The organism is Segatella sinensis, from assembly GCF_040095255.1.
Lineage (GTDB): Bacteria > Bacteroidota > Bacteroidia > Bacteroidales > Bacteroidaceae > Prevotella > Prevotella sinensis.
Window position 1 is genome coordinate 24,733 of sequence record NZ_JBBNGE010000006.1, and the last position, 23,252, is coordinate 47,984.

The 23,252-nt window shown below is 49.0% G+C and carries 21 protein-coding genes; 17 read left to right on the plus strand and 4 right to left on the minus strand.

Annotation, left to right across the window (positions count from 1 at the left end; translation table 11 throughout):
- Positions 1–188 precede the first annotated feature (188 nt).
- A complete protein-coding gene (gene rpsA / locus AAAT87_RS02755) occupies positions 189–1,973 on the minus strand; it encodes a 30S ribosomal protein S1 (protein ID WP_295024333.1) in 1,785 nt (594 codons plus the stop codon).
- A gap of 376 nt (positions 1,974–2,349) precedes the next feature.
- Here rpsA and AAAT87_RS02760 point away from each other — a divergent pair, with 376 nt between their 5' ends.
- From AAAT87_RS02760 to AAAT87_RS02810, 11 genes are all read left to right on the plus strand, one after another.
- The gene (locus AAAT87_RS02760; protein ID WP_349225555.1) at positions 2,350–3,780 is read left to right on the plus strand and encodes an SLC13 family permease; all 1,431 of its coding nucleotides are present in this window, start codon (positions 2,350–2,352) and stop codon (positions 3,778–3,780) included.
- 199 nt (positions 3,781–3,979) lie between these two features.
- Positions 3,980–4,957, plus strand: a complete 978-nt coding sequence (gene pfkA, locus AAAT87_RS02765) for a 6-phosphofructokinase (RefSeq protein WP_089543457.1) — start codon at positions 3,980–3,982, stop codon at positions 4,955–4,957.
- Positions 4,958–5,283: 326 nt separating this feature from the next.
- Positions 5,284–6,810 (plus strand): F0F1 ATP synthase subunit beta, encoded by a 1,527-nt coding sequence (gene atpD, locus AAAT87_RS02770; RefSeq protein WP_295024330.1) that lies wholly within the window; start codon positions 5,284–5,286, stop codon positions 6,808–6,810.
- A gap of 18 nt (positions 6,811–6,828) precedes the next feature.
- Entirely contained in the window at positions 6,829–7,068 is a 240-nt protein-coding gene (gene atpC / locus AAAT87_RS02775; protein ID WP_089543455.1) for an ATP synthase F1 subunit epsilon, read from the plus strand.
- A 40-nt stretch (positions 7,069–7,108) separates the two neighbouring features.
- Positions 7,109–7,552, plus strand: a complete 444-nt coding sequence (locus tag AAAT87_RS02780; protein WP_296971298.1) for a hypothetical protein — start codon at positions 7,109–7,111, stop codon at positions 7,550–7,552.
- A 47-nt stretch (positions 7,553–7,599) separates the two neighbouring features.
- Positions 7,600–8,709, plus strand: coding sequence for a F0F1 ATP synthase subunit A (locus AAAT87_RS02785; RefSeq protein WP_349225556.1), 1,110 nt, complete (start codon positions 7,600–7,602; stop codon positions 8,707–8,709).
- Between the two features lie 44 nt (positions 8,710–8,753).
- A complete protein-coding gene (atpE, locus tag AAAT87_RS02790) occupies positions 8,754–8,993 on the plus strand; it encodes an ATP synthase F0 subunit C (protein WP_006846851.1) in 240 nt (79 codons plus the stop codon).
- Between the two features lie 166 nt (positions 8,994–9,159).
- Complete coding sequence (gene atpF, locus AAAT87_RS02795; RefSeq protein ID WP_296971300.1) at positions 9,160–9,663, plus strand: F0F1 ATP synthase subunit B; 504 nt, start codon at positions 9,160–9,162, stop codon at positions 9,661–9,663.
- Positions 9,664–9,668: 5 nt separating this feature from the next.
- Positions 9,669–10,205 (plus strand): F0F1 ATP synthase subunit delta, encoded by a 537-nt coding sequence (locus AAAT87_RS02800; protein WP_089543451.1) that lies wholly within the window; start codon positions 9,669–9,671, stop codon positions 10,203–10,205.
- Between the two features lie 92 nt (positions 10,206–10,297).
- Positions 10,298–11,884, plus strand: a complete 1,587-nt coding sequence (gene atpA / locus AAAT87_RS02805; RefSeq protein WP_117663061.1) for a F0F1 ATP synthase subunit alpha — start codon at positions 10,298–10,300, stop codon at positions 11,882–11,884.
- Between the two features lie 6 nt (positions 11,885–11,890).
- Entirely contained in the window at positions 11,891–12,865 is a 975-nt protein-coding gene (locus AAAT87_RS02810) for a F0F1 ATP synthase subunit gamma (RefSeq protein WP_296971303.1), read from the plus strand.
- 119 nt (positions 12,866–12,984) lie between these two features.
- On the opposite strand, the gene recQ is transcribed toward AAAT87_RS02810, so the two are convergent.
- Complete coding sequence (recQ, locus tag AAAT87_RS02815; RefSeq protein ID WP_298532557.1) at positions 12,985–14,829, minus strand: DNA helicase RecQ; 1,845 nt, start codon at positions 14,827–14,829, stop codon at positions 12,985–12,987.
- Between the two features lie 164 nt (positions 14,830–14,993).
- Between recQ and AAAT87_RS02820 the strand changes: the two genes are divergently transcribed.
- Both AAAT87_RS02820 and AAAT87_RS02825 read left to right on the plus strand, forming a co-directional pair.
- Positions 14,994–17,069: a dipeptidyl-peptidase 3 family protein gene (locus AAAT87_RS02820; protein WP_349225557.1), complete on the plus strand. Its 2,076-nt coding sequence runs from the start codon at positions 14,994–14,996 to the stop codon at positions 17,067–17,069.
- Between the two features lie 27 nt (positions 17,070–17,096).
- The gene (locus AAAT87_RS02825; RefSeq protein WP_293550898.1) at positions 17,097–17,597 is read left to right on the plus strand and encodes an NUDIX hydrolase; all 501 of its coding nucleotides are present in this window, start codon (positions 17,097–17,099) and stop codon (positions 17,595–17,597) included.
- Positions 17,598–17,688: 91 nt separating this feature from the next.
- Here the strand turns inward: AAAT87_RS02825 and AAAT87_RS02830 are convergent, their stop codons facing one another.
- Both AAAT87_RS02830 and ispE read right to left on the minus strand, forming a co-directional pair.
- A complete protein-coding gene (locus AAAT87_RS02830) occupies positions 17,689–18,303 on the minus strand; it encodes a DNA alkylation repair protein (RefSeq protein WP_153102956.1) in 615 nt (204 codons plus the stop codon).
- 17 nt (positions 18,304–18,320) lie between these two features.
- Entirely contained in the window at positions 18,321–19,181 is an 861-nt protein-coding gene (gene ispE, locus AAAT87_RS02835) for a 4-(cytidine 5'-diphospho)-2-C-methyl-D-erythritol kinase (RefSeq protein WP_349225558.1), read from the minus strand.
- 270 nt (positions 19,182–19,451) lie between these two features.
- Between ispE and AAAT87_RS02840 the strand changes: the two genes are divergently transcribed.
- From AAAT87_RS02840 to AAAT87_RS02855, 4 genes are all read left to right on the plus strand, one after another.
- Complete coding sequence (locus AAAT87_RS02840; RefSeq protein ID WP_349225559.1) at positions 19,452–20,591, plus strand: DUF2027 domain-containing protein; 1,140 nt, start codon at positions 19,452–19,454, stop codon at positions 20,589–20,591.
- Between the two features lie 6 nt (positions 20,592–20,597).
- The gene (locus AAAT87_RS02845) at positions 20,598–22,592 is read left to right on the plus strand and encodes an NAD(+) synthase (RefSeq protein WP_349225560.1); all 1,995 of its coding nucleotides are present in this window, start codon (positions 20,598–20,600) and stop codon (positions 22,590–22,592) included.
- Between the two features lie 105 nt (positions 22,593–22,697).
- The gene (locus AAAT87_RS02850; protein WP_296971312.1) at positions 22,698–22,925 is read left to right on the plus strand and encodes a DUF6722 family protein; all 228 of its coding nucleotides are present in this window, start codon (positions 22,698–22,700) and stop codon (positions 22,923–22,925) included.
- 5 nt (positions 22,926–22,930) lie between these two features.
- Entirely contained in the window at positions 22,931–23,056 is a 126-nt protein-coding gene (locus AAAT87_RS02855; RefSeq protein ID WP_294971954.1) for a hypothetical protein, read from the plus strand.
- The last annotated feature ends 196 nt before the right edge of the window (positions 23,057–23,252 follow it).

A 23,252-nucleotide genomic window follows, 5' to 3' on the forward strand; every position in this document is an offset into this window, starting at 1 on the left:
CTTTTTGTGTTCTGGGGATTTGCAATCCCCAGCAATCAGTAATGCATTTCATCCCTCATCCATACACATTCGTCATCCACATCCCCCACCCACACAAAAAAAGGGGACTGAAATCTCAGAAATGAAATTTCAGTCCCCTTAAAATTTTTATTTAGCTAATGAATAGCAAATGCTTTATCTGCAGGAGATTAAGCCTTGCCTTCCATCTGAGCCTTCAACTTAGCAAGAGCATCGATGTCGCCGAGTGAAGTACCAGCAGCTACGTTGTTGATAGCTGGAGTCTCGTTCTTGCGGCCACCGTTACCACCACGCTTGTGAGCTGGCTTAGCGATTGGCTCGTCCTTGCCCTCCTCGAATGTACGAGAGTGAGAGAGGATGATACGCTTTGTCTCCTTAACGAACTCGATTACCTTGAAGTCGAGCTCCTCGCCCTTCTTAGCCATTGAGCCGTCCTCCTTGGTGAGGTGCTTTGGAGTAGCGAAGCCTTCGCCACCCTCTGCGAGAGCAACTACAGCACCCTTATCCATCATCTCAACGATGGTACCCTTGTGTACAGAACCTGGAGTGTAGATTGTCTCATACTCATCCCATGGGTTCTTCTCCAACTGCTTGTGGCCGAGGCTCAAGCGGCGGTTCTCCTTGTCAATCTCGAGAACTACTACGTCGATAGTAGCACCTACAGATGTGAACTCAGATGGGTGCTTAATCTTCTTAGTCCAAGAGAGGTCAGAGATGTGGATCAAGCCATCAACACCCTCCTCGAGCTCTACGAAGATACCGAAGTTAGTGAAGTTGCGAACCTTAGCAATGTGCTTGCTGCCGATAGGGAACTTAGTCTCGATGCACTCCCATGGATCAGCCTTGAGCTGCTTGATACCGAGGCTCATCTTACGCTCAGCGCGGTCGAGAGTCAGGATAACAGCCTCTACATCGTCGCCAACCTTCATGAAGTCGTTAGCTGAACGGAGGTGCTGGCTCCAAGACATCTCAGATACGTGGATCAAGCCCTCTACACCTGGAGCAATCTCAACGAATGCACCGTAGTCAGCCATAACCACTACCTTACCCTTCACGTGATCACCTACCTTGAGGTTTGGATCAAGTGCATCCCATGGATGTGGAGTAAGCTGCTTCAAACCGAGAGCGATACGCTTCTTCTCCTCATCGAAGTCGAGGATAACAACGTTGATCTTCTGGTCGAGAGCTACAACCTCGTGTGGATCGCTTACGCGACCCCAAGAGAGGTCTGTGATGTGGATCAAACCGTCAACACCGCCGAGGTCAACGAATACACCGTAAGTAGTGATGTTCTTAACGGTACCCTCGAGGATCTGACCCTTCTCGAGCTTGCCGATGATCTCCTTACGCTGCTGCTCGAGCTCCTGCTCGATGAGAGCCTTGTGAGATACAACGACGTTGCGGAACTCCTGGTTGATCTTTACAACCTTGAACTCCATTGTCTTGCCTACGAATACGTCGTAGTCGCGTATAGGGTGAACGTCGATCTGGCTTCCTGGCAAGAAAGCCTCGATGCCGAAGACGTCAACGATCATACCGCCCTTAGTGCGGCACTTGATGTAACCCTGGATGATCTCCTCGTTCTCGAGAGCAGCGTTAACACGCTCCCAAGACTTGCTGAGGCGAGCCTTCTTGTGAGAGAGTACCAACTGACCCTTTGTGTCCTCCTGGTTCTCTACGTAAACCTCAACCTTGTCGCCTACTTTGAGGTCTGGGTTGTAACGGAACTCTGAAGCTGGAATGATACCATCGCTCTTGTAGCCGATGTTTACGATAACCTCTTTCTTATCAACAGAGATTACGGTACCCTCAACCACCTGGTGCTCAGTTACCTTGTTAAGTGTTTCGTCATAGGCCTTCTCGAGGTCTGTTTTGCTGACGCCTGCGTTTGTGCCATTCTCGAACTCATCCCAATTGAAGTCGTCGAGTGGCTGTACGTTCTTAAAATTTGACATAAAAAATAATTAAAAAAATTAAATTAATAAAGTTTGACTTTATATATTGTTGAAATCGGGCGCAAAATTACTCATTTTCTTTGAGTTACAAGCATTTGTGTTTGTTTTTCTTCTGTTTATTAATGATATTTAACTAAATGGGGCGGTTTGAGGGCGAATCTTGTGCTTCCTACTTATTAATATATTGTGGAATATCTTCATCGGATTCTCTTCTTCGGATAACGCCGAAAAAACGGATTTTAACGATGGATAAAATTTCAGTTGCATGAATTTTGCGTTAAATTCATTAAAAAAAAGCACGGAAATGATGGTTATTACAAATATTTTGTTACCTTTGCCCTTGATTATGAAAATATGAACTAACGATTGAGTAGATATGACACTAGTCATTTTAACCATACTGATCCTGGCCTACGTGCTCATTGCAACTGAGAACGTGACCAAAGTAAACCGTGCTGCCGTGGCTATCTTCGCCGGAACGGTGGGATGGGTGCTGTATATATGCTTCGGTATGGACTTCGTAACTAGCGAGCATTCAGCGGATTATACCCGCTTCCTCAATTTCAGCGAAATGGAATCAACCAGTACTTCTGTCAAGTACTTCATCTCCCGACACATCTTCCTTCCACAGGTGGGTAGGGCAGCGGAGATCGTGATGTTCCTGCTCGCTACGATGACGATCGTAGAAATCCTCAACAACAACGGCTGCTTCGACTTCGTGCGCCAGTTGCTTCGCACACGCAGCAGCAAGAAGATGCTGTGGACACTCGCCATCGTTACATTCCTGATTTCCATCAATCTCGATAACCTCACTACCACCGTGATGATGCTCACCATGATGCATAGCATCATCCCGAGCAGAAGACAGAGAATGGTGTATGGAAGCGCCATCCTCGTAGCTGCCAACTGTGGCGGTGCGCTCACCGTGATTGGTAACCCGGAAGGTCTGGTACTCTGGAATTCAGGGGCTGTTACAGCCACCGTTTTCTCCTTTTCATTACTCCTCCCTTGTCTTGCAGCGTGGTTGATTCCAACCCTGCTGATGCAGCGTATGCTGCCCGAAAGAGTTGAGACAGAGTGGATTGTGATGCCTTTCCGTGGCGATGATACCCGCCTGAACAAGTGGCAGAGACTGCTGATGCTCCTCGTGGGAATCGGCGGTCTGTGGTTTATCCCTACCTTCCATAACATCACCAAGCTCAGCCCGTTCCTGGGCGCCCTGTGCGTGCTCAGCGTACTCTGGATCGTGAACGAGATCTTCAATCGCAAGCTCATGAACATGGATGCGATGGTGGAGCGTCGTACCCCTAGAGTGCTGCAATACGGTGTGGTTCAGATGATCCTCTTCGTGATGGGAATGATTCTTGCCGTGGGCGTGGTGAAGGAGACGGGTGCCTTCTATGACCTCTCCAGCTGGCTGGGAACCAGTGAGTCGCACCCTAATGTATGGCTGCATGGCGTGGCTGCCGGAGTGCTGAGTACGGTACTCGACAACTTTGCCACCGCCATGAACTTCTTCTCATTGCACGATGTGATGGGATTGGGCGACCCTACCTATGCCATGGATTCGGTATATAATACCAACGGTCTCTACTGGCAGGTAATCGCTTACTGCGTAATGGCAGGAGGCAATGTGCTGGGCATCGGTACCATCAGCGGTCTCGCCTTGATGAAGATGGAGCACATGCGCATGGGCTGGTTCTTCCGCAATATCGGATGGAAGGCCCTCGTGGGTGGCGTGGCTGGCCTCGCTATCCTCTGGCTCTCGCACACCCTGATGGGAAGAGCCGTTTACTTAATGATTTAAACAACCATATCTGAAGAAGAAAAGAAAGAATCTGAAAACGGAAGAGATTCAGGAGATTCATGAAGTAGAATCAGACGAAAGAGATTCAGAAAGTTCTAAAGAAGAAAAGGGGATGTAACACGCATCCCGGAACCAACAAGAAAGCATATTTTTTTATTAATGTATCACTAATATATAATATAATAAGGTATATATAGTTATGGCAAAGATTAAGACTATAGGTATTTTGACTTCTGGAGGCGATGCTCCTGGTATGAATGCAGCGATCCGTGCGGTGACCCGTTCGGCTATCTACAACGGATTCACCGTGAAGGGTATCTATCGTGGTTACGATGGACTGATCAACGACGAGATCAAGACTTTCACCACAGAGAACGTGAGCGGTATCATCGGTACCGGCGGTACGATGCTGAAGACTGCACGTTCTAAGGAATTCATGACAGCAGAGGGCCGACAGAAGGCTTTCGAGAATATCCAGAAAGAGGAAATAGATGCGCTGGTGGTAATCGGTGGTAACGGTTCGCTCACCGGTGCTATGAACTTCGCAAGTGAGTTTGATGTCTGCTGCATCGGTCTGCCTGGTACTATCGACAATGACCTCTATGGCACTGACAACACCATCGGTTACGATACTACGATGAATACCATCGTAGAGTGCGTGGACCGTATCCGTGATACTGCGCAGAGCCACGAGCGTATCTTCTTCATCGAGGTGATGGGCCGTGATGCCGGATTCCTGGCACAGAACTCAGCCATCGCCAGCGGTGCAGAGGCTGCCATCATCCCAGAGGATTCTACCGATGTTGACCAGTTGGCTCAGTTCATGGAGCGCGGTATCCGCAAGTCTAAGAAGAGCTGTATCGTCATCGTGTCTGAGAGTCCTAAGTGCGGTGCGCTCTACTATGCCGACCGTGTACGCAAGGAGTTCCCTGAATTCGACGTACGTGTATCTATCCTCGGTCACCTGCAGCGTGGTGGTCGCCCATCAGCCCGCGACCGTATCCTCGCCAGCCGTACCGGTTGCGGTGCCATCGAGGCTATCATGCAGGGTCAGCGCAACGTGATGATCGGTGTCCGCAACAACGAGGTGGTTTACGTACCGCTTTCTGAGGCCATCCGTTCAGACAAGCCATTCGACCGCAAGCTGATCAAGGTATTGGATGAGTTGAGCATCTAATGTTGCTATCGGCATTACTAATAGTAAATGTATCAAAGGTAAAAATGGTTTAAACGGAACTAAAAAAGTTTTAAAACGGAGCAAAATACAAATAAAACTTCCGAAAAATTTGCGGTTTCCGTAAATTGTTGTTACTTTTGCAGGCGTATAACGAAATTCGTGATTCGGACTCTCGGATATCCTGATTCCATCGTTTCCTTGAAAGGTTGTAGGACGTCTTTCCTGGAATATCTAATTTCCAGGTTTCCGGGTCCGATATCACGAACTTCGGATACTAAAAGAACGAAACATATATATATAAAATAAACTTTTAAACTAATAAGCTTATGTCACAAGTAAGTGGACGCATCTCGCAGATTATCGGTCCGGTTATCGACGTATATTTCGATACCAAGGGCGAGAACCCTGAGAAGGTGCTTCCTAAAATTCACGAAGCTCTGAAGGTGAAACGCCCAGACGGACGCGACCTGGTCATCGAGGTGCAGCAGCACATCGGTGAGGATACAGTTCGCTGTGTCGCCATGGACAACACCGACGGCTTGCAGCGTGGCTTGGAAGTTGCCGTTACAGGCAACCCAATCATGATGCCTGCCGGAGAGCAGATCAAGGGCCGTATGATGAATGTAATCGGGCAGCCTATTGATGGTATGAACGAATTGGACATGAAGGGTGCTTATCCTATCCACCGCGAGGCTCCGAAGTTCGACGAGCTCTCTACGCACAAGGAGATGCTTGCCACCGGTATCAAGGTGATCGACCTGCTCGAGCCTTACATGAAGGGTGGTAAGATTGGTCTCTTCGGCGGTGCCGGTGTAGGTAAGACGGTGCTCATCATGGAGTTGATCAACAACATTGCCAAGGGACATAACGGTTATTCCGTATTCGCTGGTGTAGGTGAGCGTACCCGTGAGGGTAACGACTTGATTCGAGATATGCTCGAGTCTGGCGTTATCAAGTATGGCGAGAAGTTCCGTAAAGCTATGGAAGAAGGTAAGTGGGACCTCTCACTCGTTGACCCTGAGGAGCTTGCCAAGAGTCAGGCTACCCTGGTGTATGGTCAGATGAATGAGCCACCTGGGGCACGTGCTTCAGTAGCGCTTTCAGGTTTGACTGTTGCCGAGGAGTTCCGTGACCACGGAGGCAAGAACGGTGAGGCTGCCGACATCATGTTCTTCATCGATAACATCTTCCGTTTCACCCAGGCTGGTTCTGAGGTATCTGCGCTCTTGGGCCGTATGCCATCAGCCGTAGGTTATCAGCCAACACTGGCTTCTGAGATGGGTGCCATGCAGGAGCGAATCACTTCTACCAAGAATGGTTCCATCACCTCTGTACAGGCCGTTTATGTGCCTGCCGACGACTTGACCGACCCTGCTCCAGCCACCACCTTTACTCACCTGGATGCCACCACAGAGCTTTCTCGTAAGATTGCATCTCTGGGTATCTATCCTGCCGTAGATCCACTGGGTTCTACCTCTCGTATCCTCGACCCACTGATCGTGGGCAAGGCTCACTACGACTGTGCACAGCGAGTAAAGCAGTTGCTGCAGCGTTACAACGAGTTGCAGGATATCATCGCCATCCTCGGTATGGATGAGCTTTCTGATGAGGATAAGTTGACCGTGAACCGTGCACGCCGTGTACAGCGTTTCCTGAGTCAGCCATTTACCGTAGCAGAGCAGTTCACCGGTCTGAAGGGTGTGATGGTACCTATCGAAGAGACTATCAAGGGCTTCAACGCCATCCTCGACGGCGAGGTGGATGACCTGCCAGAGCAGGCATTCCTCAACGTAGGTACTATCGAGGATGTGAAGGAGAAGGCTAAGCAGTTGCTCGCAGCAGCACAGGCGTAATCTTTAAATCCACGGCTTATGTTACAGCTAAAGATAGTATCTCCTGAGAAAGTAGTCTTCCAGGGTGAGGTCGAGAGCGTACTGGTTCCGGGAACCCTCGGCTCGTTCGAGATTCTCAAGGATCACGCGCCAATCATCTCTTCGCTCGAAGTGGGCAAGGTGGAATACACCACCAGGGAAGGCAAGCAGGCAATGAATATCAAGGGCGGATTCGTGGAATGTAAGAAAAACGAAGTAAGCCTCTGCGTAGAAGTATAAAATTAAGAATTCATAATTCTCAATATTGACAAGACAGATCATGGAAAAAGATGAAAAGATGCGCTTGCAGGCTATCAGGCAGGCAGGTATCAAGTACAAGCAGATTTCTCTGTGGATGACAGCAGCCATGGCGCTCGCCATCCTCTTCAGCTGCAGAATCTCTGCACAATGCGATGATATCATTGCCCAGGTGGTTAACCCGCTGATAGTGAGTGCGATATTCTCGCTCGTTGCAAGTACTGCTTATGGCGAAGCCTGGAAGGCTGTGGCTAAATCATCTCCTGCCAATCTCGCCAAGTTCTACTTGGCGGCACTGGTCTTGAAGCTGATGGCTGGTACGCTGGTGTTCCTCATCTACGTGCTGGTATGCGACAGGCAGAACATCCTGGGATTCACCGTCATCTTCGTCCTGTTCTATGTCATGCTTCTCGTGTTCGACTGCATCTACTTCGCTCGGGTAGAGAAAAAGAGCCGCCTCTCTTAATGCGGCTCGAGACAAATAATTAATAAACAAAGTAAGAATTAAAGAATATGAAACATCTCAAGCAATTCCTCTTGATGGCGATGCTGCTCTTCACGCTGGCACCTCTGCAGGTATCGGCCAAGGAAAACATCGACGTGAAAGAGATATTGTGGGGTCATATCAAGGATTCTTATGAATGGCATATCACAAAGGTGGGAGACCATCCCGTAGTGATTCATCTGCCTGTCATCGTAAACACCACCACAGGCTGGCACGTGTTCTGCAGCAGCGAATTCTCGGAAGAGAAGGATGCCAATGGAGACCGTCCAGGACCTTTCAACCTGGTGATCAAGAACGCTGATGCGCAGGCGAATCCCAACAAGATAGTAGAGAAGGTGGGAGGCCAGGAGGTTCGTCCGCTTGACATCTCCATCACGAAGACCGTTTGCGTGCTCTTCATCGATGCTATCATCCTGTTGCTGTGTGTCCTGATACCAGCCCGCTGGTGCAGGAAGCACAAGGTGGATGACCCTGCACCAAAGGGATTTGTGGGACTGATGCACATGTTCATCATGTCGGTATATACCGATGTGATTGAGGCCACCCTGGGTAAGGAAGCCCCAAAGTACGCACCATGGTTGCTTACTTGCTTCTTCTTTATCTTCGTGGCGAACATCATGGGTATCGTACCATTCCCTCCAGGTGGTGGTAACCTGACGGGTAATATCGCCTGCACCGTATTCTTCGGTGTAACGACATTCCTGATCACCAACTTCACCGGTACCAAGGAATACTGGAAGGAAATCTTCTGGCCGGAGGTACCAACGTGGTTGAAGGTGCCAGTGCCACTGATGCCATTCATCGAGCTCTTCGGAATCTTTACGAAACCGCTGGCTCTGATTATCCGACTCTTCGCCAACATGATGGCGGGTCACGCCATCGCACTTTCGTTTGCGGCTATCATTTTCATCATGTTCAACATCAGTGAGAATGCTATCGCCAACTATGTGGCAGGTACGGGTATGACAATAGTAAGTGTTGCGATGAGCGCCTTTATGATGCTCCTCGAAGTATTGGTAAGCTACATTCAGGCATTGGTATTCACCATGCTGAGTGCAGTATTCATCTCGCTGGCTCATGTAAAGTCTCATGAGGCTGAGCCAGAAATCGTAAAATAGAATTATAAACATAGAAAATATTAACAACTTAAATTATTAAGATTATGTTATCACTTTTATTAGCAGCAGAGATTGCAAAGTTGGGTGCCGCAGTAGGTGCAGGTTTGGCCGCTATTGGCGCAGGTATTGGTATCGGTCGCATTGGTGGCCAGGCTATGGACGCTATGGCTCGTCAGCCAGAGAAGATGGGCGATCTCCGTTCTTCTATGATCATCGCAGCTGCGTTGGTTGAGGGTGTTGCATTCTTCGCAGTCATCATCGCCATCTTGGCTATCGTTATGTAATAAAAAGGAATATCACCCCTCCCGCCGCGATTCATTCTCACGAATCTGTAGAATGGCCCGATATCTGATGCTCTCGGGATTTGTTCTCTCTTTGTGAGGGCGGGTGGGTGACCTTTTCCAGAGTTAATTAAAATAAAACGTTTAAGTAAAACTTTAACCAGTATATATGGATTTATTGATTCCTGATAGCGGTTTGCTTTTTTGGATGACACTGGTCTTCATCATCGTCTTCATTATCCTCTGGAAGGCTGGATTCCCAGCCATCATCAAGATGGTGACCGATCGTAAGGCCTTCATCGACGAGAGCCTGAAGAAAGCTCACGAAGCCAACGAGAAGCTTGCCAATATCCAAAAAGAAGGTGAATCCATCTTGCAGGAAGCTCGCGAGAAGCAGGCTGCCATCCTCAAGGAGGCTGCCGACACCCGCAATGCCATCGTAGAGAAAGCACAGGACAAGGCTCGCGAAGAGGGCGCTCGTCTGCTCTCTGATGCCAAGGCACAGATTGAGACAGAAAAGCAGAATGCCATCCGCGAAATCCGTGGACAGGTTGCTGAGCTCTCTGTACAGATTGCAGAAAAAGTGCTCAAGGCTAAGCTCTCTGACGACAAGGCACAGATGGATATGATAAATCGACTGCTGGACGAGGTTTCTTCTGACAACAAACAGTAAAGCTTATGGATATCGGTGTAATATCGGTGCGTTATGCCCGTGCCCTCATCAAGGCAGCACTCGGCATGAAGCTCGAAGATCAGGTGTACCAGGAGATGCAGACGCTCTACACGAGCTACATCGACGTGCCTGAACTGAGATTTACGATAGACAACCCTATGCTTTCCAAGGACAAGAAGCAGGCGCTTCTCACCACAGCCCTGGGTAAGAACCCATCGGATCTGAGCAAGAAGTTCATCGCACTCGTCCTGAAGGAGGATAGGGAGAGCACCCTGCAATTCATGGCTGCTTCGTATATCACTCTTTACAGGAAACAGAAGAACATCATCCGCGGTAAGCTGATCACCGCCACTGCCGTTGACGCCTCTACGGAGGACAAGATGCGCAAGATGGTGGAGCAGAGAACGCAAGGTACTGTGGAGTTCAAGACTGAGGTGAACCCTGATCTCATCGGCGGTTTCATCCTTGAGTATGATACTTACAGAATGGATGCGAGCGTGAAGACCAAGCTCAACAACATTCTGACACAGCTCAAAAAGTAAAACGAAAAGAGAACGGAAAGGGTTACTTCTTTATAATAAAGGTAATCATCAAGTTCAAATTTCAAAGTTCAAATTTCAAAGTAAATAACAAAATGTCAGATAAAATTAAACCAAGTGAGGTGTCTGAAGTGCTTCAGCAGCAGCTCCAGGAGGTGAATGGCTCTCAGCAGTTTGACGAGGTGGGTACCGTGCTTACCGTCAGCGATGGCGTGGCTCGTATCTACGGTCTTCGCAATGCCGAGGCTAATGAGCTTCTTGAGTTCGAAAACGGCACGATGGCCATCGTCATGAACCTTGAGGAAGACAATGTAGGTTGTGTCCTCTTAGGTCCTACTGCTGGCATCAAGGAGGGACAGAGCGTGAAGCGTACTCACCGTATTGCTTCTATCCGCGTGAACGACAACTTCTTAGGTCGTGTCGTTAACCCTCTGGGTCAGGCTATCGACGGTCTGGGTGATATCGATCTCACCGGCGCTTTCGAGATGCCGCTGGATCGTAAGGCTCCTGGTGTGATCTATCGTCAGCCAGTAAAGGAGCCTCTGCAGACAGGTTTGAAGGCTGTGGATTCCATGATTCCTATCGGTCGTGGACAGCGTGAGTTGATCATCGGCGACCGTCAGACCGGTAAGACTGCCATCGCAGTGGATACCATCATCAACCAGAAGAGTTTCTATGAGGCAGGCAAGCCTGTATATTGTATCTATGTAGCCATCGGTCAGAAAGCATCTACCGTTGCAGCATTGGTACAGAACCTGAAGGAGCACGGCGCCCTGCCATATACCATCATCGTAAGTGCTACCGCTGCCGATCCTGCAGCCATGCAGTATTACGCACCATTCGCCGGTGCAGCCATCGGTGAGTACTTCCGCGACCGCGGTTACTCAGCCCTCGTAGTATATGATGACTTGAGTAAGCAGGCTGTGGCTTACCGTGAGGTATCACTGATCCTCCGCCGTCCATCAGGACGTGAGGCTTATCCTGGTGATGTGTTCTATCTCCACTCTCGTCTGTTGGAGCGTGCCGCTCGTATCAACGACCAGCAGGAGGTAGCCGAGCAGATGAACGACCTTCCTGAGTGCCTGAAGGGCAAGGTGAAGGGTGGTGGCTCTTTGACAGCCCTCCCAATCATCGAGACCCAGGCAGGTGACGTTTCTGCCTACATCCCAACCAACGTGATTTCCATCACCGACGGTCAGATCTTCCTGGAGACCGACCTCTTCAACCAGGGCTTCCGCCCAGCTATCAACGTAGGTATCTCTGTATCTCGTGTAGGTGGTTCTGCCCAGATCAAGAGTATGAAGAAGGTGGCTGGTACCCTGAAGATTGATATGGCTCAGTATCGTGAGCTGGAGGCTTTCTCTAAGTTCTCTAGCGATATGGATGCCGTAACAGCGATGACACTGGACCGTGGTAGAAAGAACGACCAGTTGCTGGTTCAGCCTCAGTATCGCCCTATGCCAGTGGGCGAGCAGGTAGCTATCCTCTATTGTGGTGTGCACGGACTGATGCACGACGTGCCAATGGACAAGGTTCGCGATTGCCAGGATCAGTTCCTCGACGCTATGCGCAGCCAGCACGCCGATGTAATCGAGACTTTGGCTGATGGTAAACTCACCGACGATTGCATTGCGGTGATCAAGGATACCATGGCTAATGTAGCAGGACAATATAAAGCGTAATAGCCTATGCCGTCGTTAAAAGAGATTAAGACTCGCATCGCCAGCGTCAATAGTACCCGTAAGATTACGAGTGCGATGAAGATGGTGGCATCCAGCAAGTTGCATCATGCTCAGGTAGCTATCCAGAATATGCTGCCTTATGAGAATATGCTGGAGCATATCCTGAAGAGCTTCCTGGTGAGTACTCCGAATGTGGACCATGAGTTGCAGGTGGAGCACAAGGAAATCAAACGTGTGGCTCTCATCGTATATAGCTCTAACAGCAGCTTGTGTGGTGGTTTCAACTCCAACGTCATCAAGATGATGATTCAGGCGGTGGACGAGTATAAGGCTCATGGCATTGACGACATCACGGTATATCCTATCGGCAGAAAGGTGGCTGAGAAGGCACAGAAGCTGGGATTGAAGATTGGCGGTAACTTCATGGATCTTGCCGATCATCCTAATTCAAGCGCTTGTGCCGACATCGCCCGCAAGCTTGCCAAGCAGTATGCTGCTGGTGAACTCGACAAGGTGGAGATGATCTATCACCACTTCAAGAGTGCCGGTTCGCAGATCCTGACCCAGAAGACTTTCCTGCCTATCGACCTCAGCACAGAGGCGATAGGAGAGGACAACGACCGTGACCTCACATCGAATGTGGCTACGGCGAAGGCTCAGGAGTATCTGCGCAAGAAGCAGGCTAGTGAGGATGAAAGACAGCGTGCAGAGGCGCATCCTCTGAACGATGACTTCATCGTGGAGCCGGATCTGGAGACTGTTTTGGGTGTATTGATTCCTAAGCAGCTTCATCTGATGGTTTACACTGCTTTGTTGGATAGTCAGGCGAGTGAGCATGCAGCCCGTATGGTTGCCATGCAGACTGCTACGGATAATGCCGATGAGCTCTTGCGTGAACTGAATCTTCAGTACAACAAGAGTCGTCAACAGGCCATTACGAATGAATTGCTAGATATTGTGGGAGGCAGCGTGAATAACTAAGCTTTCCAAGCCGTTGTTTCAAAATCAAGAGGTAACTTGTTGGCCCAGGTTACCTCTTTTTTATGTTTTGTTTTTTCTTGTTATCCCCACACGCCCTTTCAGGGCGAGTGGAGTATAGGCTATTTGCCTGTATATTTCTTGATGGCTTTGATAAATGTATCGCCGTATTTCTTGATCTTGAATTCGCCGATACCGCTGATGAGACCGAATGCCTGGAGGGTGGTTGGCTTCATCCTCGTTAATTCGTGCAGACTCTTATCTGATAATACAATGTATGGAGGATAGCCCTGTTCATCGGCAAGATTCTTTCTGATCTTACGCAGATACTCGAAGAGCTTCTTATCTTCTACACCCGACATTTCTTCCTCGAAAATCACACGCTCTGCATGCACCACTGGGATGCTGCTTCCTCTTGAAGGTCTGTTGACCCTTTGCTGACGAGGAGCCCGCTCTTCATTCTCAACTATCACCAGCGAAACCTGGTGTTCTCCCTTGAGAACCTTCCAGCCCAATGGCGTGACCTTCATCTGGTTATGCATGTTATACGCCACTTCGAAGAAACCCATCTGGAGCATCTGGAGCATGTATGCCTGCCAATCGCGCACGCTCACATCCTTGCCCACACCGAAGGTCTTCAACTCATTATAGTGATTTCGCGTAATGGCAGGAGTCTGCATGCCTCTCAATATCTCGATGCAGGTGCCCACGGCAATCTTTTCGCCCGCTCTTACCACGGCACTCAGCGCCTTCTGGGTAAGCACGGTACCATCGAAGGTACGTGGAGGATTGTTGCAGACATCACAATGACCACAATCCTTACTGGAAGTCTCTCCGAAATAATTCAGGAGGATTCTTCTTCGGCAGACTCTCGATTCGGCGTATTCTTCCATTCTTCTCAGTTTTTCCAGATTCACCGATTTCTGTCCGCTTTCTTCGCAGAAAGAACGGAGGGTGATGACATCTGCCATCGAATAGAACAATACCGTATCGGCAGGTGCGCCGTCTCTTCCGGCTCGTCCTATCTCCTGATAGAAACTCTCGATGCTCTTCGGCATGTTGTAGTGAATCACCCAGCGCACATTGCCCTTGTCGATACCCATTCCGAAGGCGATGGTAGCGCACACCACTTCTATCTGGTCCATCTTGAAACGCTCCTGTATAGAGGCTCGCTGTTGGGCGGAGAGTCCGGCATGATAGGCTTCTGCCTGTATGCCATGCTCCTGCAAAGCCTCTGCCACCATCTCCGTATTCTTGCGCGAGAGGCAGTAGATGATGCCTGCCTCGTTTGGGCGACGGGCGATGAAATGGTAAATGAATTTCAGTTTCTCCTTCTTCGTACTTTCCTGGCGCACGGTAAGACTGAGGTTCGGACGATCGAAACTGCTCACGAAGGTCTGGCCGTTCAGATGCAGCTGGTTGATGATGTCCTCTCGGGTAATCTTATCGGCTGTAGCCGTGAGCGCCATCACCGGCACGCCATTGAATTTCTCGTGAAGGAGTCCGAGCTGGGAATACTCCGGACGGAAGTCGTGGCCCCACTGACTGATGCAGTGGGCTTCATCTACGGCGAAGAGCGAAATCTTGATGTTGCAGAACAGATAAGGTATCTCGCTGAGAAGTTTTTCGGGAGAGACATAGAGCAGTTTCAGTTCGCCCGCTTCGCATCTTCTACGGATGATGAGATCATCGGTTACATCGTTGCCGCTGTTGAGAGCTTCGGCTGGAATGCCGTTCGCCTTGAGGGCTTCCACCTGGTCGTGCATCAGACTGATGAGTGGCGAAATGACCACTGCTGTTCCCTCCATTGCCAGCGCCGGAACCTGATAGCACAGACTCTTTCCTCCGCCCGTCGGCATCAGCACCAGACAGTCGTTACCTTGCATTATTTCCCGGATGATGGCTTCCTGGTTGGGGCGGAAGGAATCGTATCCGAAGTAAGATTTCAATATCTCGTTGATTTGCATATTTCTTAACTATTTTTCTTCTTTTACATTGGATATTCCTGCAAAGTTACGTAAAAAACGGGAGATTTATTACATTTCTTTCAATAAAATAAGAAAAGTTGGCTGAAAAGTTTGAAAATCCAAATAATTGTCGTACTTTTGCGCTAGAAATAAAGGTTTAGAACATGGCAAATTGTAATGTAAACACCCACGAGCGCTTTGCCGACATCCAGATGCTGCGTTACGAGCTGAAGGGATTCGATGCATTGTCGCTCAATCAGAAATTGTATATTTACAGCCTGGCAAAGGCTACCCTGATGGGACGTGACATCACGTTCGACCAGCAGGGAAAGTACAACCTGCGCATTCGCAAAACCCTGGAGGCAATCTATCGCCATTACAAGGGCACAATCGGAGAGGCTATCGAAAACACAGAGACAGTATGCGATTCTACTACTCAAATCGAAACTTCTTCTGTATGCGATTCCGAAGAATTCAAGGCTTTCGAAGTATATCTGAAGCGCATATGGTTTGCCAGCGGCATCCATCATCATTATGGCTGCGAGAAATTCAAGCCGGGATTCTCTGAGGAATTCTTCTATCAGTTGATGGAGGAAATCTCTGAGGATGAGTTGCCCCTCAAGAGAGGAGAGAGCAAGGAAGATCTCCTCGCTCAGCTCGTACCTGTCATCTTCGATCCAGAGGTGATGCCGAAGAGAGTGAACCAGACCGATGGCGAAGACCTGGTAAAGACTTCTGCCTGCAACTTCTATGAGAATGTGACTCAGGCGGAAGTGGAGAGATTCTATGCCCGATTGAAGGATGTGTCTAACCCGACACCGCCATCTTACGGACTCAATTCCAAGCTCACCAAGCGCAACAACGAGATGATTGAGCTGGTGTGGAAGGAGGATGGACTCTATAGTGAGCCTATCAAGGAAATCGTTTCCTGGTTGCTCAAGGCGCAGAAATTCGCTGAAAATGAGGGACAGAAGCATGTCATCGACCTGCTCGTGAAGTTCTATCGCACCGGTAATCTCGAGGATTTCGACCGATACAGCATCGCCTGGGTGCAGCAGCACGAAGGCATGGTGGATTTCATCAACGGATTCATCGAGGTATATGGCGACCCATTGGGATTGAAAGGTACCTGGGAGGGTATCGTGGAATACAAGGACCTGGAGGCTACCCAGCGAACCCAGACCATCAGTAAGAATGCTCAGTGGTTTGAGGATCATTCGCCTGTGGATCCACGTTTCCGCAAACCGGAGGTGAAGGGTGTTACCGCCAATGTAATCTGTGCGGCGATGCTCGGCGGAGAGGAATATCCTGCTTCGGCTATCGGCATCAATCTGCCTAATGCCAACTGGATCCGTCAGGAGCACGGTTCGAAGAGCGTTACCATCGGCAACCTGACTGATGCCTACAACAAGGCGGCTCAGGGCAACGGATTCAGAGATGAGTTTGTCATCGATGAGGAGACTGTGGCGCTGATGAATCAGTATGCTGATATCACCGACGACCTGCATACCGACCTTCACGAGTGTCTGGGACACGGCAGCGGTCAGCTTCTTCCTGGCACCGATCCTGATGCCCTGAAGGCGTATGGCAACACGATAGAGGAGGCGAGAGCCGATCTTTTCGGTCTGTACTATGTGGCTGACCATAAGTTGGTTGAGTTGGGGCTGACTCCGAATGATGAAGCTTACAAGGCACAGTATTACAGCTATCTGATGAACGGTTTGCTCACCCAGACTATCCGAATCAAGGAGGGTGACAAGATAGAGGAGGCGCACATGAGAAACCGTGCCCTCATTGCCTGGTGGACGCTGGAGCATGCCGGGGGAGCCGTGGAACTGGTTACGGAAGAAGTAAGCTATGCTTCTGCCGAGGAAGCCTTGAAGGATGCTGAGGGAAATATCGTAACCACCCGCACCTATGTGAAGGTGAATGATTACGGGAAACTCCGTCATCTCTTCGGAGAACTCCTTGCAGAGATTCAGCGAATCAAGAGCGAGGGAGATTTCGAGGCTGCACGCCAGTTGGTAGAGAAGTATGCCGTGAATATCGATCCAGACTTGCATCGCGAGATTCTGGCGAGATACAAGAAACTGAATCTGGCTCCATACAAGGGTTTCATCAATCCTAAAATGACGCTGGTCTATGATGAAGAGGGTAATCCTATCGACGTAAATCTCGATTACGAGGAGAACTATACCGACCAGATGCTCCGCTATTCTGAGGAGTACGGAACGTTATAAATAATAAATAACGTTATAATAATAGATATGACAGATAATAAGAACGAGGAATTTCCGATAGTAGATGAAATGGGTAATATCCTGGGTGCCATCACCCGAGGTCATGCCCATGATGGATGCAAGATATTGCATCCTGTGGTTCATCTGCATGTATTCAATAGTAAGGGAGAACTGTATCTCCAGCACCGTCCGGCATGGAAGGATATCCAGCCTGATAAGTGGGATACTGCCTGTGGTGGACATGTGGATTTAGGCGAGAGTGTGAACCAGGCGCTTCATCGTGAAGTGAGGGAGGAGCTGGGTATCACCGATTTCGAACCGGAGTCTTTAGGACATTATGTCTTTGAGAGTCAGAGAGAAAAGGAGCTGGTGTATGTTCACCGTTGTGTATATGATGGTGAAGTGAAGCCGAGCCAGGAAGAGTTGTCTGGTGGTAGATTTTGGAGTAAGGAAGAAATTAAGGAAAACATCGGCAAGGGTGTTTTCACTCCGAATTTCGAAAACGAATACCAGAAGTTTTTCATGTGATATTCTTCATCGGAATACGCGGAGTTATCGAAAAGCAAGAATGTTTCCGATAACTCTGCGTAATCCGATGAATAATTCTACGCAGATAAAATTATATTTCGAAGATACCCTTGAGCGCCCCTCTGGCGATATTCTCGAAATCCTCTCCGAAATCGCAGAAGCGCATCACGGCATTGGCGGCAGCATGCTTCACTCCCATATTATCACCCTGCAATGCCACGGCAGCCTGATCCAGGAATTCATTGATTCCACGATCGTTAGGCTCCTTACCATTCGCAAAGAGGCGGGCAAGAAGCTGGAAACCGGCAATCTCATACAGCGGTTTATCGCTTGCAATCCATTGATACGCAATCACCGGCGCATATTCCACATATTGCAGCAGATTGAAGGCAAGCATCTCAGCCATTTCCTGGCTCTGCACCTGTTCCATCCAGATATCCGTGATTTCAGCCAGCATCTTGTCGGCAGGCATGATGAGGGTAGCAAGAATCTTGCACTCCCGTATATCTTCCTTCCAGAGTTCGATGGCGAGGTCGTAATCCTTGCCGTATTCCTGCGCCATCTTCTTCAATTCATAAAAGGGTACACCCCAATTCAGTTTATATCCTAGTCCCTTGTCTCGCATGGATTGCGAACCCGGACCGTTCATCAACAAGCGAAAGCTTCGCTTGATAGTCATCAGTTTCTGATGTGTTTCTTCATTCATTGTGTCGTGTTTAAAATCTAAAGTTTTAATACCTTGCAGAACATTCCTTCGAACTGCTCTTCGATATTGGCAGGCTTATGCTTGAATATACCGAAGATGGCACTGCCGCTACCGCTCATAGCTGCATATGAGGCCCCCAGATTGTAGAGCTTCTGCTTGATTTCTGCCAACTCTGGATGCATCGCAAAGATCGGCGCCTCGAAATCGTTGACAAGCTCATCCTTCCACGTCTCGATAGGCTGGCGGACGATATCGCGGCAGCATTTCGCAGGCTTCTTTGGAGTGATGGCAGCATAGGCATCCTTGGTGCTTACAGCGATGTCGTCGCGCTTCACCACCACAATGTAATATCCCTTCATGTTATCTCCAGGACCGCTTGCCGGCATCAGTACATCGCCGATACCCTCAGCATAGCAGGCAGTATCTCCATTCTCCGGGTCTGCACTGATGAAGTAGGCACAGTCAGCACCCAACTTGGCTGCATATCGCTCCATCTCAGGAATACCGATGTTTAGGCGGAAACGCTCATCGAGCAGACGGATCATGTAGGCAGCATCTGCAGAGCCGCCACCCATTCCTGCCTGAGATGGGATTCGCTTGACGAGATGCGTATGAATGCGGGGAATCTTGAAATCGGCAGCCAGCATATTATATGCCTTCACCACCAGGTTTTTCTGTTCATCGCAATCCACGGCATTGCCTGTAATCTTCAGGTCGCACGCTACCTCGCTAGGAAATTCTTCTCCCATCAGCTTGATCTCCAAGGCATCAGTCAGGGGGATAGGGTAGAATACGGTTTCCAGATTGTGGTAACCATCAGCGCGCTTGCTTACTATATTTAAGCCAAGGTTGATCTTGGCGCATGGAAATGTAATCATAATCAATCATTGTTTAAGAGTGATACATTAACTATGTGCAATCTATATGCAATCTACTTGCAAAGATATAAAAAATATCCCAAACCCGGTGCTTTTCATCAAGATTATTTTCTTACTTGCATTAAAAATATTAAAAACATCCATATTCTGCAATATCTTTTGTACCTTTGCAAAGTGTATCCACATTTCTGAGAGTGATTCCGCTTGAGGGAAAATATATTTTGAGTTAAGGATAGATAAATGATTAGATAAAAATAAAAAAATAGAAATATGAAGAAAGGTGATAAAGTAAGATTCCTGAGCGAAGTGGGCGGCGGAAAGGTGGCTGGCTTCCAGGGCAAGAATATCGTGCTGGTAGAGGATGAAGATGGTTTCGAGATTCCGATGCCGATCAACGAGGTGGTAGTGGTAGAACAGGACGACTATGCCATGGGCAAGATGATCTCTGCCAAGATGGATGCCAAGCAGAAGGCTGAAGAGCATGCCAACACCGAACTGCATCAGGACAGCAGAAGCATCAAGGCTATCCTGAACGAGCACGAGAATGATGTGGATATGAACGTAGAGGAGTATGATGCTGCCGACCGCGAGATTACCTTCGTAAAGCAGATTCAGGAGCGTACGGGCGGTAACAAGCTCAGCGCCTATCTCGCCTTCGTGCCTATCGATATCAAGGACGTGACCAACACCCGCTTCGAATCATATATGGTGAACGACAGCAACTACTATCTGCGCTACACCTATCTCGTAGCCGAGGGCAATGCGTGGACCCTGAAGGCGGAGGGTGAAATCGAGCCAAACACCAAGCTCTTCATCGAGGAATTCGGTCGTGAGGCTTTGAATGAGATGGAGCACATCGCCATCCAGATGATTGCCTACAAGAAGGACAAGCCATTCCTGTTGAAGCCAGCTACGGATGTCCAGTTCCGCCTGGACCCAGTGAAGTTCTACAAGCTCCATCTCTTCGAGGAGAATGATTTCTTCGAGACTCCAGCCTATCTCTTCACCATCGTGGAGAACGACGAGGTAGCCCGTCCGCTGGTCATCGATTCCAAGCGATTGAAGGAGCAGATGTACAAGGACGAGAAGGTGATTGCCAACACCAGCAAGAAGAGCAAGAAGGATGACGGTACCCTCATCATCGACCTTCATGCAGACGAGGTTCTTGAAACAACTGCTGGAATGAATTCTGCTGATATCCTTCATTATCAGATGGATATCTTCAAGAAGACAATGGCGGAGAACAAGAAGAACAAGGGTCAGAAGATTATCTTCATTCATGGCAAGGGAGAAGGCGTTCTGCGCCAGGCACTCATCCATGAGCTGAACTATCGCTATAAGAACTGCACCTATCAGGATGCTTCCTTCCAGGAGTATGGATATGGTGCCACACAGGTAACAATAAAGTAATTTATCATGAAGTACGGATTTATGAAGGTGGCAAGTGCCATCCCTGCCGTCAAGGTAGGCGATGTAATCTTCAACACCCAACAGATAGAAGATCTGATAGCCCAGGCTGAAGGCAAGGGCGTAGAGATCATTACCTTCCCGGAATTGTCTATCACAGGCTATTCCTGTCAGGACCTTTTCCGCCAGCAGATGCTCCTGGAATCATCAGAGCAGGCGGTGATGATGCTGCTCGATTTCACCCGCAAACTCGACATCATCTCCATTGTCGGCGCTCCGGTAGTGGCTGGCGATCTGCTGCTGAATTGCGGTATCGTGATCCAGCACGGACAGATCCTGGGCATCGTGCCTAAGACCTATCTCCCTAACTACAGCGAGTTCTATGAGAAGCGCTGGTTTGCCTCTGCCCAGGATTTGCGCGACTGCGAGGTCCGCTATGCCGGACACAAGGTGAAGCTGACTCCGGATGTGCAGATTTTCCGCACCTATGACGGCGTGCAGTTTGGCGTAGAGATATGCGAGGATGTATGGGCGCCGGCTCCTCCTAGCAACAAGCTGGCACTGGCTGGTGCCGACCTCATCTTCAACCTCTCTGCGAGCGATGAACTCATCGGAAAGCACAACTATCTGAAGAGTCTGCTGAGCCAGCAGAGTGCCCGCACCATGACGGGTTACATCTACAGTTCCTGCGGTTTCGGCGAGAGCACGCAGGATGTGGTATATGGCGGAAATGCCCTGGTTTATGAGAATGGAGCTTTACTTGCACAAGGTGAGCGTTTCTCTCTTGAACCTCAGATGGTTATTGCGCAGGTTGATGTGGAGAAACTCCGTTCGGAGCGTCGCACAAATTCCACCTATGTCAACGCCCAGCGTAACATCAAATATTCGGTTCTCGGCGGACAGTTCAACATCCGTAACATCGATGCCGATCCTACCGAGAATGAACGCGAGTTCGTGTTGGAGCGTGAGGTGAATCCCCATCCTTTCATTCCTACCAGCAGCGATATGAATGCCTCCTGCGAGGAGATTTTCAATATCCAGCTGATGGGTCTTGCCAAGCGCATCGTACATACCCATGCCAAGACGGTGGTAGTGGGTATCAGCGGCGGATTGGATTCCACCCTTGCCCTGCTCGTCTGCGTCAAGGCATTCGATAAGCTGAAGATGGACCGCCGTGGCATCGTGGGTGTTACCATGCCAGGTTTCGGAACCACTGACCGCACCTACAACAACGCCATCTCGCTGATGAAGAGCCTGGGTATCACCATCCGTGAAATCAGCATCGCCAAGGCTGTGACCCAGCATTTTGAGGATATCGGTCATGATGCCAGTGTGCATGATGTAACCTATGAGAATTCGCAGGCACGCGAGCGTACGCAGATTCTGATGGACCTTGCCAACAAGATGGGTGGTATGGTGATAGGCACCGGCGACCTTTCTGAGCTGGCTCTGGGCTGGGCTACCTATAATGGCGACCACATGAGCATGTATGGTGTGAATGCCAGCATCCCTAAGACCCTGATCCGTCATCTCGTGAACTATGTTGCCGAGAGTGGGGTGGATGAGCAGAGCCGCATCACCCTGCGCGACATCATCGACACACCTATTAGTCCGGAGCTGATTCCTGCCGATGAAAATGGTAATATCAAGCAGAAGACAGAAGACCTGGTGGGCCCATACGAGCTGCACGATTTCTTCCTCTATTACTTCCTGCGTTTCGGATTCCGTCCGTCCAAGATTTACATGCTGGCAAAGAAGGCGTTTATCGATACCCAGCTGGAGCGTGTGAAAATCAGCGACAACGATCCTGATTCCTATGATGAGGAGACTATCAAGAAATGGCTCAAGACCTTTGTGAGAAGATTCTTCAACCAGCAGTTCAAGCGCAGCTGTCTGCCTGATGGTCCGAAGGTGGGAAGCGTGAGCCTCAGTCCTCGTGGCGACTGGCGCATGCCTAGCGATGCCGCATCCTCCATCTGGCTGCAGGAGGCGGAAAATCTGTAGGGTTCGTGTAAAAACTGTTAAATAAAGAGCAGGATCATCCCACTTTGCCGGATATTTTCTTATATTTGCAAAGTCAAACTGAATATTGATTTAAAAATCAGAGTTATGACGCAAAGAGAAGATAAACAACAGGCAAGAACAAGTAGGGAGGAACTAGGAAAGTTCTTCTATAACTTAGCAGCTATGTGCTTTGGTACGACTGTACTTGGAAGTGGTATGGCTTTGGTTACGGATACTGGTAATCCTGAAAGACTTTTAGGTATGTTTGCCGGAGGTATTATAGGAACGATAGCGTTAGCTTACGCTGCGTTTAGAATAATCAAAATAAAATAATAATTATGAAACAGCTGGATTTTACAACAGGTATGACCTTGGTTTTTGGCATTATTGCATTAATTGCAGTTGCTATAAATATTTGGCTTTCTACCAAATGGGGTAAGAAATGGCTCCATAGTCTGGACTGATTTACAACCCTCGACAGTTTTGGATTATAGCGTTTGGACTGATGGCTTTTCCTGCCAGCCTTAACAGAATATTGATTCCCGATTTGAGCATCAGGTAGTATTTTGGTGCTCAAATCGGGATTTTTAATAGAAAAATTATTAATTTATCACCCCTTTATTGGGAAAAAACATATTTTTTTTGTAACTTTGCGCCCAA

What these genes read in the sequence shown, in the direction of transcription:
- rpsA (WP_295024333.1), bottom strand. Translation starts at nt 1,973, where the DNA reads ATGTCAAATTTTAAGAACGTACAGCCACTCGACGACTTCAATTGGGAT.
- AAAT87_RS02760 (WP_349225555.1), top strand. Translation starts at nt 2,350, where the DNA reads ATGACACTAGTCATTTTAACCATACTGATCCTGGCCTACGTGCTCATT.
- pfkA (WP_089543457.1), top strand. Translation starts at nt 3,980, where the DNA reads ATGGCAAAGATTAAGACTATAGGTATTTTGACTTCTGGAGGCGATGCT.
- atpD (WP_295024330.1), top strand. Translation starts at nt 5,284, where the DNA reads ATGTCACAAGTAAGTGGACGCATCTCGCAGATTATCGGTCCGGTTATC.
- atpC (WP_089543455.1), top strand. Translation starts at nt 6,829, where the DNA reads ATGTTACAGCTAAAGATAGTATCTCCTGAGAAAGTAGTCTTCCAGGGT.
- AAAT87_RS02780 (WP_296971298.1), top strand. Translation starts at nt 7,109, where the DNA reads ATGGAAAAAGATGAAAAGATGCGCTTGCAGGCTATCAGGCAGGCAGGT.
- AAAT87_RS02785 (WP_349225556.1), top strand. Translation starts at nt 7,600, where the DNA reads ATGAAACATCTCAAGCAATTCCTCTTGATGGCGATGCTGCTCTTCACG.
- atpE (WP_006846851.1), top strand. Translation starts at nt 8,754, where the DNA reads ATGTTATCACTTTTATTAGCAGCAGAGATTGCAAAGTTGGGTGCCGCA.
- atpF (WP_296971300.1), top strand. Translation starts at nt 9,160, where the DNA reads ATGGATTTATTGATTCCTGATAGCGGTTTGCTTTTTTGGATGACACTG.
- AAAT87_RS02800 (WP_089543451.1), top strand. Translation starts at nt 9,669, where the DNA reads ATGGATATCGGTGTAATATCGGTGCGTTATGCCCGTGCCCTCATCAAG.
- atpA (WP_117663061.1), top strand. Translation starts at nt 10,298, where the DNA reads ATGTCAGATAAAATTAAACCAAGTGAGGTGTCTGAAGTGCTTCAGCAG.
- AAAT87_RS02810 (WP_296971303.1), top strand. Translation starts at nt 11,891, where the DNA reads ATGCCGTCGTTAAAAGAGATTAAGACTCGCATCGCCAGCGTCAATAGT.
- recQ (WP_298532557.1), bottom strand. Translation starts at nt 14,829, where the DNA reads ATGCAAATCAACGAGATATTGAAATCTTACTTCGGATACGATTCCTTC.
- AAAT87_RS02820 (WP_349225557.1), top strand. Translation starts at nt 14,994, where the DNA reads ATGGCAAATTGTAATGTAAACACCCACGAGCGCTTTGCCGACATCCAG.
- AAAT87_RS02825 (WP_293550898.1), top strand. Translation starts at nt 17,097, where the DNA reads ATGACAGATAATAAGAACGAGGAATTTCCGATAGTAGATGAAATGGGT.
- AAAT87_RS02830 (WP_153102956.1), bottom strand. Translation starts at nt 18,303, where the DNA reads ATGAATGAAGAAACACATCAGAAACTGATGACTATCAAGCGAAGCTTT.
- ispE (WP_349225558.1), bottom strand. Translation starts at nt 19,181, where the DNA reads ATGATTACATTTCCATGCGCCAAGATCAACCTTGGCTTAAATATAGTA.
- AAAT87_RS02840 (WP_349225559.1), top strand. Translation starts at nt 19,452, where the DNA reads ATGAAGAAAGGTGATAAAGTAAGATTCCTGAGCGAAGTGGGCGGCGGA.
- AAAT87_RS02845 (WP_349225560.1), top strand. Translation starts at nt 20,598, where the DNA reads ATGAAGTACGGATTTATGAAGGTGGCAAGTGCCATCCCTGCCGTCAAG.
- AAAT87_RS02850 (WP_296971312.1), top strand. Translation starts at nt 22,698, where the DNA reads ATGACGCAAAGAGAAGATAAACAACAGGCAAGAACAAGTAGGGAGGAA.
- AAAT87_RS02855 (WP_294971954.1), top strand. Translation starts at nt 22,931, where the DNA reads ATGAAACAGCTGGATTTTACAACAGGTATGACCTTGGTTTTTGGCATT.